The 15,073-nt window shown below is 61.3% G+C and carries 12 protein-coding genes; 11 read left to right on the top strand and 1 reads right to left on the bottom strand.

What is annotated here, in order from left to right:
• Window positions 1-19: 19 nt before the first annotated feature.
• Complete coding sequence (locus tag P0D80_RS09535) at window positions 20-865, top strand: lysophospholipid acyltransferase family protein (RefSeq protein ID WP_408283151.1); 846 nt, start codon at window positions 20-22, stop codon at window positions 863-865.
• 49 nt (window positions 866-914) lie between these two features.
• On the opposite strand, the gene P0D80_RS09530 is transcribed toward P0D80_RS09535, so the two are convergent.
• Entirely contained in the window at window positions 915-1,793 is an 879-nt protein-coding gene (locus P0D80_RS09530) for a symmetrical bis(5'-nucleosyl)-tetraphosphatase (RefSeq protein ID WP_408283148.1), read from the bottom strand.
• 191 nt (window positions 1,794-1,984) lie between these two features.
• On the opposite strand from P0D80_RS09530, the gene P0D80_RS09525 reads away from it, so the two are divergent.
• The 10 genes from P0D80_RS09525 to P0D80_RS09480 all read left to right on the top strand — a co-directional run bounded on the left by P0D80_RS09525 (window position 1,985) and on the right by P0D80_RS09480 (window position 15,011).
• Window positions 1,985-2,896 (top strand): GDP-mannose 4,6-dehydratase, encoded by a 912-nt coding sequence (locus P0D80_RS09525; protein ID WP_408283145.1) that lies wholly within the window; start codon window positions 1,985-1,987, stop codon window positions 2,894-2,896.
• A 466-nt stretch (window positions 2,897-3,362) separates the two neighbouring features.
• Window positions 3,363-4,424 carry a dTDP-glucose 4,6-dehydratase gene (rfbB, locus tag P0D80_RS09520; RefSeq protein ID WP_408179367.1) on the top strand — a complete coding sequence of 354 codons (1,062 nt, stop codon included), beginning with the start codon at window positions 3,363-3,365 and terminating at the stop codon, window positions 4,422-4,424.
• A 10-nt stretch (window positions 4,425-4,434) separates the two neighbouring features.
• The gene (rfbA, locus tag P0D80_RS09515) at window positions 4,435-5,328 is read left to right on the top strand and encodes a glucose-1-phosphate thymidylyltransferase RfbA (RefSeq protein WP_408283141.1); all 894 of its coding nucleotides are present in this window, start codon (window positions 4,435-4,437) and stop codon (window positions 5,326-5,328) included.
• On the top strand, window positions 5,313-5,864 hold the full coding sequence (gene rfbC / locus P0D80_RS09510) for a dTDP-4-dehydrorhamnose 3,5-epimerase (RefSeq protein WP_132375865.1): 552 nt from the start codon (window positions 5,313-5,315) through the stop codon (window positions 5,862-5,864). Before rfbA ends, rfbC begins: the two co-directional genes overlap by 16 nt.
• Before the next feature lie 11 nt (window positions 5,865-5,875).
• Complete coding sequence (gene rfbD, locus P0D80_RS09505; protein WP_342960113.1) at window positions 5,876-6,772, top strand: dTDP-4-dehydrorhamnose reductase; 897 nt, start codon at window positions 5,876-5,878, stop codon at window positions 6,770-6,772.
• Entirely contained in the window at window positions 6,769-7,665 is an 897-nt protein-coding gene (locus tag P0D80_RS09500) for a glycosyltransferase family 2 protein (protein WP_408179372.1), read from the top strand. The genes rfbD and P0D80_RS09500 overlap by 4 nt, the downstream gene beginning before the upstream one ends.
• An 84-nt stretch (window positions 7,666-7,749) precedes the next feature.
• Complete coding sequence (locus P0D80_RS09495; protein WP_408283136.1) at window positions 7,750-9,921, top strand: glycosyltransferase family 2 protein; 2,172 nt, start codon at window positions 7,750-7,752, stop codon at window positions 9,919-9,921.
• A gap of 229 nt (window positions 9,922-10,150) precedes the next feature.
• Window positions 10,151-10,939, top strand: coding sequence for an ABC transporter permease (locus P0D80_RS09490; RefSeq protein WP_342960110.1), 789 nt, complete (start codon window positions 10,151-10,153; stop codon window positions 10,937-10,939).
• Between the two features lie 57 nt (window positions 10,940-10,996).
• Window positions 10,997-13,450: a glycosyltransferase gene (locus P0D80_RS09485; RefSeq protein ID WP_408283133.1), complete on the top strand. Its 2,454-nt coding sequence runs from the start codon at window positions 10,997-10,999 to the stop codon at window positions 13,448-13,450.
• A gap of 85 nt (window positions 13,451-13,535) precedes the next feature.
• Complete coding sequence (locus P0D80_RS09480; protein WP_408179376.1) at window positions 13,536-15,011, top strand: ABC transporter ATP-binding protein; 1,476 nt, start codon at window positions 13,536-13,538, stop codon at window positions 15,009-15,011.
• Window positions 15,012-15,073: the final 62 nt, after the last annotated feature.

Genomic DNA, 15,073 nt, shown 5'->3' with positions numbered 1-15,073 from the left:
AATCAGGAACGCTCCGACCATGAAGCTCGCGTTACGCAAGGCCCGTCTCGTCGCCCATCTGCTGCACGGCATGTGGATCGTGGCGACGCGCTTTCCCAAAGCCAGCGCCCATGTGCGTCACACGCTCAATCGCGAATGGTCGCTGAAGATGTTGCGCCTGTGCGGCATGCGGCTCGTCGTGCATAACGACAGCGCACGGCTCGATCGGGGTGCGCTGGTGGTCGCCAACCACATCTCGTGGATCGACATCTACGTGATCAATGCGTGGCGGCCCACACCGTTTGTCTCGAAGGCCGAGATCCGGCAATGGCCGGTGGTCGGCTGGCTCGCGCAGCAACTGGACACAGTGTTCATTCAGCGCGAAAAGCGCAGCGACGCGAAGCGGATCATGCATGAACTGTCCGACCGCCTGGGCGCGGGCGAATTGATGTGCGTGTTTCCCGAGGGCACCACGTCCAATGGTCTTGCGCTGCTGCCGTTTCACGCGAACATGTTTCAGGCGGCCGTGTCGGCGTCGGCCGCAGTGCAGCCGCTGTGCATCATGTATGAGGACGCGCAGGGCCGGCAATCCACCGCGCCTGCCTATATCGACGATCTGTCGCTCGCCGATTCTCTGAATCTGCTGCTGAGCGGCGGACCGCTCACCGCGCATATCTATGTCTGCGCACCGCTCGCGCCAGGCGCGGACCGGCGCACGCTGGCGGCAGAAGCGGAAGGTGTGATTGCGGCCGCATTGCAGGCGATGCAAAGCGGCACCGCGACAACCGGCGCGGTGATGGCGGAGCGGGCCGCCACATCCGCCGCCGTGGCAACGCTGATCGAAGGACCAGTCGATCAGGTCGACCAGTCAGGACGTTCGGCCTAACATTTGGGCTGACCTCGGGCCTTTCATCCGGCCGCGTCACCGCGGCGAGTTAGTTGCCGCCGCCCGGCGCGCGGCAGTTTTCGCAATCGACCTGCGTCAGCGTGCGTTCCGCGGGCTTTTGCGCGAGACGCACGGCGGACAGTTGTTCGCCCCACACGCAGCCTGAGTCGAGACCGATCAGGTTGTCACGCAAAATCAGTCCGAGCGCGGCCCAATGACCGAACACCACCGTCACATCGGCGGTCTTGCGCGACGGGACATCGAACCACGGCATGCAACCCGGCGGCGCCGCGTTCAGGCCGCCGCTGCTGCTGAAATCCATCACGCCTTCGGCGTTGCAAAAGCGGACGCGCGTCAACGCGCTGCACGTCAAACGCAGCCGCTCGATGCCCTTCAGTCCCGGTTTCCAGCGGTTCGGCTCGTTGCCGTACAAACCGGCGAGCGTCTCTTTCCAGTTCGGCGCACGCAGGGCGCGCTGCAATTCGTCGGCGAGTTCGAGTGTCAGATTCACATCCCACTGCGGCAGCACGCCCGCATGGACCATCAGCATGCCGTTGTCGAAGTGCGCGATCGGACGGTGGCGGATCCATTCGAGCAGGTCGGCGGCATCCGGCGCGGCGAGAATCTCGTCGATCGTGTCGCCTTTCTTCGACTTGCGAATCCCCGCCGACACCGACAGCAGATGCAGGTCGTGATTGCCCAGCACCGGCACCGCCTGCTTGCCGAGCGCGATGACGTCGCGCAACGTGGCCAGCGACTCGGTGCCGCGGTTGATCAGGTCGCCCGCGAACCACAGCGGCGTACCGGTCGGCGGCGCGGCCTTGGCCAGCAGCTGCTGGAACGGCGTGCGGCAACCTTGCAGATCGCCGAAAGCGAGCGGGAGTGGGGACGGATCGGAAACAGCGGAAGACGTGGTGGACGGTGTCATCAAGGAAATGGGTGCGGTTGATACACGCTGTTACGCACGAGGCGTGCCGCGTTGGGCAATGCAACATATTAGCGTGACATAATAGCCCGTTTGAAGGGTTGATATCGCGTCAGGCGCGGCTGGCAAGCGGCCTGGTGCAGGACCCCGCGATATTGCGACACAACAGGATGACTTTCATGAACGGAGAAAGCATGTCGTCTTTTCATGCAGAGCAACCTATCCGTACGCTCGTCACCGGGGCGAGCGGCTTTACTGGCCGCTATCTGGTCGATAACCTGCTCGGTCGCGGCCACACGGTGATCGAAACGGTCGCCGGGCGCGACGAGCCAGAAACGCCGACGCGCCTGAGGCTCGACATCACGTCGCCGGATGCCTGCCGGCGCGTGATCGAAACCGCGCGCCCCGACTACATCGTCCATCTGGCCGCGATCAGCTTCGTAGGCCATAACGATCCGCTCGACTTTTACCGCGTCAACGTAATCGGCACGCTGAATCTGCTGGAGGCGTGCGCCGCAGTCGGCCATACGCCCCGCAAGCTGCTGATCGCGAGCAGCGCGAACGTCTACGGCAACGTGACGAGCGACGCCATCGACGAGAGCTTTCCGGTCACGCCGGTCAATCACTACGCGGCCAGCAAGGCGGCGATGGAAACCATGGTGCGGACCTGGTTCGACCGCCTGCCGATCCTGATCGTGCGGCCGTTCAACTATACCGGCCGCGGCCAGGCGTCCAACTTCCTCGTGCCGAAGATCGTCGAGCACTTCGCGCGCCGCGAACCGTCGATCGAACTCGGCAATATCGACGTTGCGCGCGATTTCTCCGACGTGCGCTACGTGGCGAACGCCTATGAAGCGTTGCTCGACTCCGGGGCCGCTTCGGAAACGGTCAATGTTTGCACCGGCACGCCTTTCACGTTGCGCGAAATTCTCTCGGCGGCAAGCAATCTGACGGGGCATGAGCTCGAGATTCAGATCAATCCCGCCTTCGTGCGACAAACCGATGTAAAGATGCTGGCCGGTTCGCCCGCCAAGCTGCGCACGCTCGTGCCGAAAGTCGAGGCCATTCCGTTCATGGATACGCTGCGCTGGATGCTGGCGGCATAATCGGCCGCACCCGCGCGGCAATCCGCCATCTTTTTGGGCCATGGTGACGCGCGACTTTCGATCGCGTATAAACAATCATAATGCTTCGCATTGCATGCTGATTTGTTCAGATGTGTGCGGTGTTGCCTCCCGTTTTGCCGGTGCGTCGCGTTGAATCAGGCCGCTAGCCGTTCCATCGGCGCGGCGCTCCATCATGCCTACGGCCGTTCACAGCGACATTTATCATGAAAGTGACGGCGGGATTGAATGATGGAAACCAAACTTGTCAAGCTGTTTCAAGTTGTTAGGGTTCTAGTTTTTGCCTTAGGCGGCTTTATAATCGGGGCTTCATAAGATTGGCGTTTGAGCGCCCGCCCGCAATGTCAGGGGCGGCGGCGGGCGTCGACAAGATTCCGACACCACAACGCGTGGGAGCAGGTCAGTCAGCCTAATTCGACCTGCTACCAAACATCTAGAAGGGAATTTCATGATTCTGGTAACGGGCGGCGCCGGTTTTATCGGCGCCAATTTCGTGCTCGACTGGCTCAATGCGTCGGACGAAGCGGTACTGAACGTGGACAAGCTGACGTACGCCGGCAATCTGGGTACGCTCAAGTCGCAACAAAACAATCCGAAGCACATTTTCGTGCGCGCGGATATCTGCGATCGCGCCGCGCTCGACGCGCTCTTTGCCGAGCATAAGCCGCGTGCCGTGCTGCATTTTGCCGCCGAGAGCCATGTGGATCGTTCGATCCATGGCCCGGCTGATTTCGTGCAAACGAACGTGGTCGGCACCTTCACGCTGCTCGAGGCGGCCCGCCATTACTGGAATGCGCTCGGCGAGGCCGACAAGGCCGCGTTTCGCTTCCTGCACGTGTCGACCGACGAAGTGTTCGGCTCGCTTTCCGCTACCGATCCGCAATTCTCCGAGACTACGCCGTACGCGCCGAATAGCCCTTACTCGGCCACCAAGGCGGGTTCCGACCATCTGGTGCGCGCCTACCATCATACGTATGGCCTGCCGGTGCTCACCACGAACTGCTCGAACAACTACGGTCGGTACCAGTTCCCCGAGAAACTGATTCCGCTGATGATCGCCAACGCGCTCGGCGGCAAGCCGCTGCCGGTCTATGGCGACGGTCAGAACGTGCGCGACTGGCTGTATGTCGGCGACCATTGCAGCGCGATCCGCGAGGTGCTCGCGCGCGGCACGCCGGGCGAGACGTACAACGTCGGCGGCTGGAACGAGAAGAAGAACCTCGAGGTCGTCCATACGCTGTGCGACCTGCTCGATCAGTTGCGTCCGAAGGCGGGCGCGTCATACCGCGATCAGATCAGCTATGTGAAGGATCGTCCGGGCCACGACCGCCGTTATGCGATCGACGCGCGCAAGCTCGAACGCGAACTCGGCTGGAAGCCTGCGGAAACATTCGAAACGGGCCTCGCGAAAACGGTGCAGTGGTATCTGGACAATCAGGAGTGGTCGGACGAAGTTGCCTCCGGCGACTATCGCAAGTGGGTTGAGACCAACTACGCGCAGCGCGCGTAAAGGCACGGCAATGGCGCGCAAAGGCATTATTCTCGCGGGCGGCTCGGGCACACGCCTGTATCCGATCACGCATGTGGTCTCCAAGCAGTTGCTGCCCGTGTACGACAAGCCGATGATCTACTATCCGCTCTCCACGCTGATGGTGGCGGGCATTCGCGACGTGCTGATCATTTCGACGCCGCAGGACACGCCGCGCTTCGAAGCGATGCTGGGCGACGGCAGCCAGTGGGGCATGAACATCCAGTACGCGGTTCAGCCGTCGCCGGATGGGCTCGCGCAGGCGTTCATCATCGGCCGGGACTTTGTGGGCAACGATCCGTCGGCGCTGATTCTCGGCGACAACATTTTCTATGGTCACGATCTCGCGAAACAGCTCGAGCGAGCCAACGAGAAAACGGAAGGCGCCACGGTCTTTGCGTACCACGTGCACGATCCTGAACGTTATGGCGTGGTCGAATTCGACAAGCAGTTCCGCGCGCTGTCGATCGAAGAGAAGCCGGCCAAGCCGCGTTCGAACTACGCGGTCACGGGTCTGTACTTCTACGACAAGCAGGTCTGCGACATCGCCGCGAACATCAAGCCGTCGCCGCGTGGCGAACTTGAAATCACCGACGTCAACTCGCGTTATCTCGCCAATGCCGCGCTCGAAGTGGAAATCATGGGTCGTGGTTACGCGTGGCTCGATACCGGCACGCATGATTCGCTGATCGAAGCGGCCACGTTCATTGCTACGCTGCAGAAGCGTCAGGGCCTCGTGGTCGCGTGTCCAGAAGAGATCGCTTACCGGCAACAGTGGATCGACGGCGAGCAGTTGCAGGCGCTCGCCAAACCGCTCGCCAAAAACGCCTACGGGCAATATCTGCAAAACATTCTTACGGATCAAGTGGCATGGCCATCCAAGTAACCGCTACCGCGTTGCCTGAAGTCAAGATCATCGAGCCGAAGGTGTTCGGCGATGCGAGAGGTTTTTTCTTCGAGAGCTTCAACGCGAAGGAGTTCGCCGAGCAGGTCGAGCCGGGCGTCGAGTTCGTGCAGGACAACCATTCGCGCTCCGCGAAGGGCGTGCTGCGTGGATTGCATTACCAGGTCCAGAATGCGCAGGGCAAGCTCGTGCGCGTCGTCGAAGGTGAAGTGTTCGACGTCGCTGTCGACATCCGCAAGAGTTCGCCGAATTTCGGCAAATGGGCCGGCGTGGTTTTGTCGGTCGATAACCACCGGCAGTTGTGGGTGCCGCCCGGTTTCGCGCATGGGTTCGTGGTGCTGTCCGAGTCCGCGCAGTTCCTCTACAAGACCACCGACTACTGGTATCCCGAGCACGAGCGCAGCATCGTCTGGAACGATCCGGAGATCGGCATCGAATGGCCGATCGACGCCGAGCCGCTGCTGGCTGCGAAAGACGCGGCGGCCAAGCGCCTTGCCGATGCTGACGTGTTCGAGTAAGGGGCTGGAGCATGAGCGCACATGATGCCAAGCGAACGATCCTCGTCACCGGCGTAAATGGCCAGGTGGGCTTCGAGCTCGCGCGTACGCTGCAAGGGCTCGGCACGGTGGTCGCGGTGGACCGCGCCGCGATGGATCTGTCCGATCCGGATCAGGTGCGTGCCGTGGTGCGCAACATCCGGCCGACGCTGATCGTCAATCCCGCAGCTTATACCGCGGTCGACAAGGCGGAAGAGGAACTCGATCTCGCCATGCGCATCAACGGCGAAGTGCCCGGCGTGCTCGCTGAAGAAGCGAAGAAGCTGGGCGCAGCGCTGGTCCATTATTCGACCGACTACGTGTTCAACGGTGAGAAAGACGGCGCCTACGTCGAAGACGATCCCACCGATCCGCAAAACGCGTATGGACGCACCAAGCTGGCCGGCGAGCAGGCCATCGCCGCGAGCGGTTGCGCGCACCTCATTTTCCGCACGAGCTGGGTGTACGGCACGCGCGGCAAGAACTTCCTGTTGACGATGCTGCGCCTCGGCGCGGACCGTGACGAGCTGAGCGTGGTCGCCGACCAGGTCGGCGCGCCGACCTGGTCGAAAACGATTGCGGCGCTCACTGCGAACGTACTCGCGCAGGCAGCGGCGCCGGGCCAGAGCGACTGGTGGCAGCAGCATTCGGGCGTTTATCACCTGACCGCGACGGGTTCGGCATCGTGGCACGGTTTTGCCGAGGCCATTTTCGAACTGTCGGGTCTGGCGAAAACGCCGACCGTCAAACCGATCCCGGCTGCTTCCTATCCGACGCCGGCGAAGCGGCCCGGCAACTCGCGCATGTCGAATGACAAGCTTGCACGGACGTTCGGCGTGCAGGCGCCGGACTGGCGCGACGCCTTGCAACTTTGCCTGGCCGAGCGTTGAGCAGCACGCCGCTGACATCGCGTACGGGGGCCGTCGTTGTTTTCTACAACCCCGATGCGGCCTGTATCGAGCGGGCCAACCGGCTCGCCGCAAGGATGCACTGCGTGGTGGTCGACAACACGCCGGACGTGCGCCCAGCGAGCGAGCTGGGACTAGCCGGCGCGATCGAGTACCTGCCCAACGGTGAGAATGCGGGCATCGCGACAGCGATCAATCAGGGCGTCGAAGCGCTGATTCGCGGCGGCTTCGACATGGCGATCATCTTCGATCAGGACAGCGAGCCGCCCGCGTCGCTGTTCACGGAGTTGCCGAAGGTCATCGACGCGGCCAACGCATCGGGAGAGCGTGTCGCGCTGGCGGGCCCGGCCTACGAAGATGCGCGCCTGCGCGGCCTCGCGCCGTTCGTGCGCTTCAAGTGGGGCACGCTGGAGCGCATCGTGCCGCAGGGCGATCAGCCCATCGAGGTCGACTTCCTGATTTCGTCGGGGTCGTGCATCAATTTGCGCTGGTGGTCGAGCATCGGTCCGATGGACGACGCGCTTTTCATCGATTTTGTCGACCTGGAATGGTGTGTGCGTGCCAAGCAGAAGGGCTATCGGGTGCTGGGCGTGCCATGGGTGCACATGAGCCATGAACTCGGCGGCGAGCCGGTCCGCGTACTGGGCCGCGCGTATCCGATGCATAGCCCGTTGCGCCATTACTACCTGTTCCGCAATGCCGTTGTGCTGATTGGCCGTTCCTATGTGCCCTGGACGTGGAAGTCGTCCGAACTGGTCAAATTTCCCGTGCGGCTCGTCATCTATTCATTGATGCCCTCGCAGCGGATGGCCCATTTGAAAATGGCGTTGCTTGGAATGTGGGACGGCATTCGCGGGCGGTTGGGCAGGCTTTAGAACGCGGTGCGGCGGTAGTCAGTGCCATTGGTCAGGAAACCGACGAGCAGCAGTCAGCTCGTCGGATGAGCAGGAAGGAAATGCATGAACACAAAATTTGGTGAGCATCAGCAGGATGTAGTCAGTCAGGACGTCTCCCAAGATGAGCCGTTGTCGCATGGCGCGGAGGATATGCGCCATCTTCAGGGGCGTGTGGCACTGCTCGAAAAACTGCTTGATGATGCGCTGCACGATGGCGAGTCGATCGCAAAGCTGAACAATCGGATTCTGAAACTGGAAGTTGAGAATGCCGCTTTAATCAATTCGACCTCGTGGCGGGTGACGGCGCCGCTGCGCTCGCTTGCCCGCGTCGTGAAGGCGGTGCGCCTCGCGTTCAGCACTATTAGCCGCCAGGCCGAGGTCAGGGGCGGGCTGGGTAGCGCGTTGGGCTACTACGCGTCGACGATCCGGCGCGAAGGTCTGCCGGGCGTCGTGGCGCGCGTGCGCCGGCTCAAAAGCGGCCGCGGCTTCGCCGACGGTCCGCCGCGTGACGAGGTTTATCACGAGTGGATCGGCCTGTACGACACGGTCACGCCGACCAGGAAACTCGAAATCGAAGCGGATATCGGCCGGCTGGCGCGCAAGCCGCTGATCTCCGTCGTCGTGCCGACGTTCAATAGCGACGAACGTTTGCTGCGCGAAATGGTGGCCTCGGTTCAGGCGCAGATCTATCCGCATTGGGAGTTGTGCATCGCGGACGATGCGTCGACCCAGCCGCACGTCAAGGTCGTCCTGCAGGAGTTGGCCGCTGCCGACAGCCGCATCAAGGTCGTCTTCCGCGAGACGAACGGCCACATTTCCGAAGCCAGCAATAGTGCGCTCGCGCTCGCGACCGGCGAATACGTCGCCTTGCTGGATCACGACGACCTGCTGCCGCCGCACGCGCTTTACATGGTGGCGCGCTACATCAATCAGCATCCGCAAGGCCGGATGTTCTACAGCGACGAAGACAAGCTCACCACCGAGGGCAAGCGCACCACGCCTTACTTCAAGTGCGACTGGAACCCGCAAATGTTCCTGACGCAGAACATGTTTTCCCATCTGGGCGTGTTCGAGACGAAGCTGGTTCGGGAAGCGGGCGGCTTCAGGAAGGGCTTCGAAGGCAGCCAGGACTACGACCTGGCGTTGCGCTGCGTGGAGCTTGCCGGCGACGACAGCGTGATCCACATTCCACATGTGCTGTATCACTGGCGCATCGTGCCCGGCAGCACGGCGGGCAGCGGCAGCGAGAAGCCTTATGCGTTGATCGCCGCGATTCGCGCGCTGGAAGATCATCTGAAGCGGGCCAACATCAGCGCGACGGTCGAGCACCCGATCGAAACACTTGGCGTGCTGCGCGTGCGTTATACGTTGCCGAGCCCGCAGCCCAAAGTGTCGATCATGATTCCGACGCGCGATGGGCTCGCGCTGCTCAAGCAGTGTCTCGACAGTATTTTTGCGCGGACGCTTTATCAGAATTTCGAAATCATCATCGTCGACAATGGCAGCGTGAGGCCGGAGACACTGAGATATTTCGACGAGGTGTCGCAGCGTCCTAATGTGCGTGTTTTGCGCGATGAATCGCCGTTCAATTTCTCGGCTCTGAATAATCGCGCGGCACGCGTGGCGACCGGCGAATTCCTGTGTCTGTTGAATAACGATATCGAAGTGATCTCGCCGGACTGGTTGAATGAAATGGTCAGTCTGGCCAATCTGCCGCGCGCCGGCGCGGTGGGCGCCTGTCTGTGGTATCCGAGTGATGCATTGCAGCACGGCGGCGTGGTGCTCGGTCTCGGCGGCATTGCCGGCCACATGCATCACATGATGAAGCGTGGGCATTACGGGTACTTCGGCCGCGCGGTGGCGACGCAGAATCTGTCGGCGGTGACCGCCGCCTGCCTCGTCGTCAGGAAGTCGGTCTACGACGAAGTGGGCGGCCTGGAAGAAGAGCTGGCGGTCGCCTTCAACGACGTGGACTTCTGCATGAAGCTGCTGAAGGCGGGCTACCGCAATATCTGGACGCCGTACGCCGAGCTGTACCACCACGAATCGGCCACGCGCGGCTCGGACCACGATCCGGTGAAGTACGAGCGCTTCGTCAGCGAGATTCGCCGCATGGAGGCACGTTGGGAGGGCTGGTTCGAACGGGACCCGGCATACAACCCCAATCTGTCGCTCAACTGCGAGGTTCTGCCGTTTACGCTGGCGTCGCCGCCGCGCATCGGTCAATTCGAATAGCGGCGCGGCTCAGGCGGCCTGACGCCTGCACGAAGGGCCTTGCGGCGCGCAGGGCCTGATTTGACTGGGTTCAGTCCGCTACGGCAGAATGCCGGGTTAAGATGGCGGCGGCTGTATCCAGAAATATTCATTACGTTCCGGCGCGCCTGTCAACGAGCCGCCGGAATTTTTAGCACCGTTTGCATCGGTTTGGACAATCGAAATGCAGACGGTTTGTCGGAATCTATCAATGCAAATTTCTGTTTTGCGGCATCGGTCGCTCTTGTGGGACTTTGTCCGCCGTGACCTTGCGACTAAATTCCGCGGTTCGGCGCTCGGCTCCGTCTGGATGATCGTTACGCCAATCCTCACCTTGCTGGTCTATTTCTTTGTTTTTAGCGTCGTGTTTAAGGCGCGCTGGGCGGGCGAAGGGTTAAACAGTAAGGCGTCCGCGCTGATTCTTTTCAGCGGACTGATCACTTACACGTTCTTTTCCGAATGCTTTCTGCGCGCGCCGATGCTGATGCGCGAGAATCCGAACTTCATCAAAAAGGTCGTGTTCCCGCTCGAAGTATTGCCGCTCGCCATTACCTTGTCCGCGGTCGTGAACGCGGCGATCGGCTACGGTCTTCTGCTCCTGTTCAACCTGGTGTTCGTCGGCTTGCCGCCGCTGTCCGCCATTGCGCTGCCGGTTGTCCTGTTGCCGATGTTTTTCGCCGTGCTGGGTGTGACGTATCTGCTGGCGTCGCTCGGCGTCTATCTGCCCGACATCAAGCTGCTGGTGCCGCCAATCTCCATGGCGATCATGTATCTGAGCCCGGTGTTTTATCCGCTCGACATGGTGCCGAAAATCCTGCGATTCGCGGTCGCGATGAATCCTTTTACTCCGGTGCTGGAAAACGTACGGCACGCATTCTTCTTTGGCGAATGGCCCGATCCGGTCGGCATGATTATTCAATTGGCGATTTCGATTGCTTTTCTATGCGTGTGCTACTGGTTTTTCATGAAATCCAAAAAAGGATTTCCTGATGTGCTTTAAGAAATTCGCTTAAAAGGTATAAGTCGAATTAACGTCGGCAGGTATTGGATTAATATAATGAATAGCAAGAAGGCGCGTGTTGGTATTGTTATCGTAACCTTCAATTCAGCGGAGGTGTTCGCGCTTGCGATCGAGAGCCTGATCAAGACCCGAAGCGATACGGAATTCGTGGTGGCCGCGATCGATAACGCATCCCGGCCGGCCGAGCGTGCCGCCGTGCAGGCCACGTTCGAGAACGCCGTCGCCCAGCATGGCCTGCAAGGCAAATTCTTCCAGCAGGACAAGAACCTCGGATTTTCCGGTGGTAATAACGTCGGTATCGAGTACTGCCTGTCGGACCCGGCGATCACGCATATCTGCCTGCTCAATAGCGACGTCATCGTCACCGACCATTGGCTGGACTACCTCGTCGCGGCGGATAAGGATGCGATCGGCCCGCTGACCAACGCGTCGAACAATGAGCAGGGCATTCCGATTCCCTACCATCTCGGCGACCGCAACCGACTGGGCGAGGGCAGCGCCGCGCTCGATATGCCGGTGCTCACCGAATTCGCCATTCGCCGGCGCGAAGGCTGGTTGGGCTTGACGGTCGACAGCGACTTTCTGAGCTATTACTGCGTGCTGTTTTCGCGCGAGCTGATCGAACGCGTGGGCACGCTCGACGAACGATTCTTTCCTGGCGCCTACGAAGACGACGACCATTGCGTCCGCATTCTGGAAGCCGGTTTCAAGATGCATGTGGCGCGTGATGTGTATATCCATCACTGGGGCTCGGCGTCGTTCGGCAAGCTGGATGTCGTCGAGGCCCAAGGATTCGCCGCGCAAAACCGCGCGCGATTCGAAGAGAAGCATGGCCGCGCATGGCAAGATCGCACGCGCCTGTCCGTGACCGCCTGGATGCAGGATTCGTTGTTTGCGATTGCCTCGCCGAAGCGGTTTCCGATTCACCTCGAAACGCATCACCTGTACGCGCGCCAGATGCGCACGCTCGTGGCAGGTCTCGAGGACTATTCGAAGCACTTGAGCGGAGAAATCGCGCGCATCCAGGCGGAGGGGTTGACCGACCTCCGTTCGCTGGTGATGGGGCGCCATGTCGACGAACGTGCGTCGGCCGCTTCCTTGCTTCCCGTGATCAACAGTATCGACGCGGACATCGAGCAATACCTGTCGACGGACGGCGAAGGTGTCGCGCCGGAGATCGTACAGCGCATGACGGTCCGGTTCGAATCGCTCGCTCATGAACTGACCGCGCTGGTCGCCAGGACGTCGGGCATGGCTCGCCAGCTAACCGCAATGCAAGCCGCCAAGCCGCAAGACAAGCCGCTCGGACTCATGCAGCGCGTGATCAACCGGCTGGCTCGCGCGGCACAGTTCCCCACCTCGAAGGTGAGCCGCCTCGTGCGCGGATACGAATTGTTGCAACTGATGCTGCACGGCGAAGGAATTCTTTTCTTCGCTCCGTATCCGACCAAGGAGCGAGAGCGCGACGGCTACTTCCAGCGCGTGAAGGCGATCGATTCGCTGTTTCCCACGAAGCACCGCGTGTATTGCGATGTACGCGGTCATCCGGAGGCCAAGCCTTTTATCGAAAGGGCGGCGCATAACGCCTGGGTCCTCAATATTTCCCTGCAGTCGGTCAATCAATGCCGGGTCGTGGCGCTGCTGGCGCGCCGCTTCAAGCGCGTTTATTTCCACAGCGTCTTGCGCATGCCGAATGCGGCAGCCGAGGCGGCGCTCCGCGTGCCGGGCCTGAAATGGGTGCTCGACGTGCACGGTGTCGTGCCGGAAGAATTTCGGATGCACAACGATTTCTTCTCCGCGCGCATCCATGACGATTGCGAGCGCACGGCGGTGGAGAAGGCGAGCCGTGTGATCGTCGTGTCGCAGGCAATGGGCAACTATCTTGCGCACAAGTATCGCGAGCTGCTGCGCGCGAAAGTGATCGTGTTGCCGATCTTCGCATTGGAAGAGGGCAGCGAAGCGGTGCGGCCCTACAAGGATGGCCGGCCGACGGTCATTTATGCCGGCGGCACGCAGAAGTGGCAAAACGTACCTGCCATGATGAGCGTGGTCGCGCGAGCGCTCGAACACGCCGACTGGTGGATGTACACGCCGGACGTCGACGTGATGAGAAACGCGGCGGCGCCCGAGGTTCAAAGCCACCCGAACTTCCATGTGGCCAGCGCGACGCGCGCCGAACTCAATGAGGTGTATCAGCACTGCCATTTCGGCTTCATTCTGCGGGACGACATGGTGGTGAACCACGTGTCCTGCCCGACGAAGTTGATCGAGTATTTGGCGTTCGGCATCGTGCCCATCGTGGATACGCCCAACATCGGCGACTTCAACACGTACGGCATGCGTTTCGTGAACGTCGAGGATTTTGCCAAGGGGCTGATTCCGGACGCGGCGACGCGCATGGAGATGGCCGCGCATAATCGGGCGATCTGCGAGCGGCTGGTCGAGCAGAAGGCCACGGGCGAGAAGGAACTGATCGAGGCGCTGACTTAGTCGGCTAACCGGGGCCGCGCGCGAGAGGCGGGCGGCTCCCGATCACAGCTTTGTTTAAAGCTGTTCATCAACAAAGAGAGTGGTCTTGGACGATATAGCTATCCACGTTCGCGAGCTGAGCAAGCGTTACGAACTTTATGCGAAGCCTCACCATCGGCTGGCGCAGATGCTACTTCGTGGCCGTCGCCAGTTTTTCGGCGAATTCTGGCCGCTGCGCAACATCTCCTTCAACGTGAAGAAGGGCGAAGCGGTGGGTATCGTGGGCCGCAACGGCGCCGGTAAGTCGACGCTGCTGCAGATCATCGCGGGCGTCCTGTCGCCCACTCAGGGCGACGTGGAGGTGCACGGCCGGGTCGCGGCTCTGCTGGAATTGGGCAGCGGTTTCAATCCGGAGTTTACGGGGCGCGAGAACGCGTATCTGAACGGCTCGATTCTCGGCTTGTCGCGCAAGGAGATGGACGCGGCCATGCCGGAGATCATCCGCTTCGCGGCGATCGGCGATTTCTTCGACCAACCCGTCAAGCACTACTCGAGCGGCATGATGGTGCGCGTCGCATTTGCGGTGCAGGTGCAACTGAACCCGGATGTGCTGATCGTCGACGAGGCATTAGCAGTGGGCGACGCGCTGTTCCAGAAGCGCTGCTATCAGCGCATTCGCCAGCTGCGCGATCGTGGCGTCGCGATTCTCTTCGTGTCGCACGACATCGAGTCGGTCCGAACCTTTACGGACCGCGCCATTTTGCTTCACCACGGCGAGGTGATGGCGGCAGGGCCGTCCGGCGAAGTCGTGCTGGCCTATCGCAAGCTGTTGCACGACGAGGAAAACCTCGCCAAGCAAAAGGAGATCGCCGAGCACAAGCAGGCGGTCAAGGCGGACACCGCACCGAAGGTCGCGGCGCCCGTGGAATCGCCGCAGTTGACGGCGCCCGCCGCGACGGCCGAGCCGCTCGAGGCCGCTGCCGCTGAAGGGCACCTCGCGCAAGCCGTGTCGAATGTCTCGGACGCAGCGGATCAGATGGAAACCGACGCGCGCAACGAAGGCGGCAAGTTCGAATTCGGCAGCCTCGAAGCGCTGATTACGGACGTCTCCGTGCTGGACGGCGCGGGCGAGCAATGCACCACGTTCTACACCGGCGATACGGTCAAGATCGTGGTGAAATTCTCGATCCGGGAAGACATGGACAAGCTCTATGTCAATCTGCGGATCCGCAACAAGGAAGGCATCAAGATGTACTCCTGGGGGACGTTCAACCAGGACGCCGAACTGATTGCCGGGAAGCAGGACGGCTTCATTTTCTGGAACCGGAAGTTCCGTGCGGGCGAAGAGCATTCCGTCGTCTTCACGATGGACTCCTGCTCGCTCGGCGAAAATTTCTACGAGGTGCAGGCCTCGCTGATCCACCAGGAGTCGATGAACTTCTCCGATCAGGCAATCTTGCACTGGATCGACGAGGCCGCGTTCTTCATGGTCCGCGCGCGTGTCGACACGCATTTCTTCGGTGGCGTGTGCGATCTGCACATGCGCGCCGAACTTGAAGCACCCACCGGCGAGGCCTCGTAAGTGAACGCCTGTCAGTCGCAACGACGAGGGGCGGCTGGCGTCCTTCGACAAAACGGCTCGCC

Source organism: Paraburkholderia sp. RL17-373-BIF-A (assembly GCF_046030175.1).
GTDB lineage: Bacteria > Pseudomonadota > Gammaproteobacteria > Burkholderiales > Burkholderiaceae > Paraburkholderia.
The sequence above is the reverse complement of the archived record's forward strand: the minus strand, read 5'-3'. Positions and strand labels throughout refer to the sequence as shown.

What these genes read in the sequence shown, in the direction of transcription:
- P0D80_RS09485 (WP_408283133.1), top strand. Translation starts at nt 10,997, where the DNA reads ATGAATAGCAAGAAGGCGCGTGTTGGTATTGTTATCGTAACCTTCAAT.
- P0D80_RS09495 (WP_408283136.1), top strand. Translation starts at nt 7,750, where the DNA reads ATGAACACAAAATTTGGTGAGCATCAGCAGGATGTAGTCAGTCAGGAC.
- rfbB (WP_408179367.1), top strand. Translation starts at nt 3,363, where the DNA reads ATGATTCTGGTAACGGGCGGCGCCGGTTTTATCGGCGCCAATTTCGTG.
- P0D80_RS09490 (WP_342960110.1), top strand. Translation starts at nt 10,151, where the DNA reads ATGCAAATTTCTGTTTTGCGGCATCGGTCGCTCTTGTGGGACTTTGTC.
- P0D80_RS09530 (WP_408283148.1), bottom strand. Translation starts at nt 1,793, where the DNA reads ATGACACCGTCCACCACGTCTTCCGCTGTTTCCGATCCGTCCCCACTC.
- P0D80_RS09535 (WP_408283151.1), top strand. Translation starts at nt 20, where the DNA reads ATGAAGCTCGCGTTACGCAAGGCCCGTCTCGTCGCCCATCTGCTGCAC.
- rfbD (WP_342960113.1), top strand. Translation starts at nt 5,876, where the DNA reads ATGAGCGCACATGATGCCAAGCGAACGATCCTCGTCACCGGCGTAAAT.
- rfbA (WP_408283141.1), top strand. Translation starts at nt 4,435, where the DNA reads ATGGCGCGCAAAGGCATTATTCTCGCGGGCGGCTCGGGCACACGCCTG.
- P0D80_RS09525 (WP_408283145.1), top strand. Translation starts at nt 1,985, where the DNA reads ATGTCGTCTTTTCATGCAGAGCAACCTATCCGTACGCTCGTCACCGGG.
- rfbC (WP_132375865.1), top strand. Translation starts at nt 5,313, where the DNA reads ATGGCCATCCAAGTAACCGCTACCGCGTTGCCTGAAGTCAAGATCATC.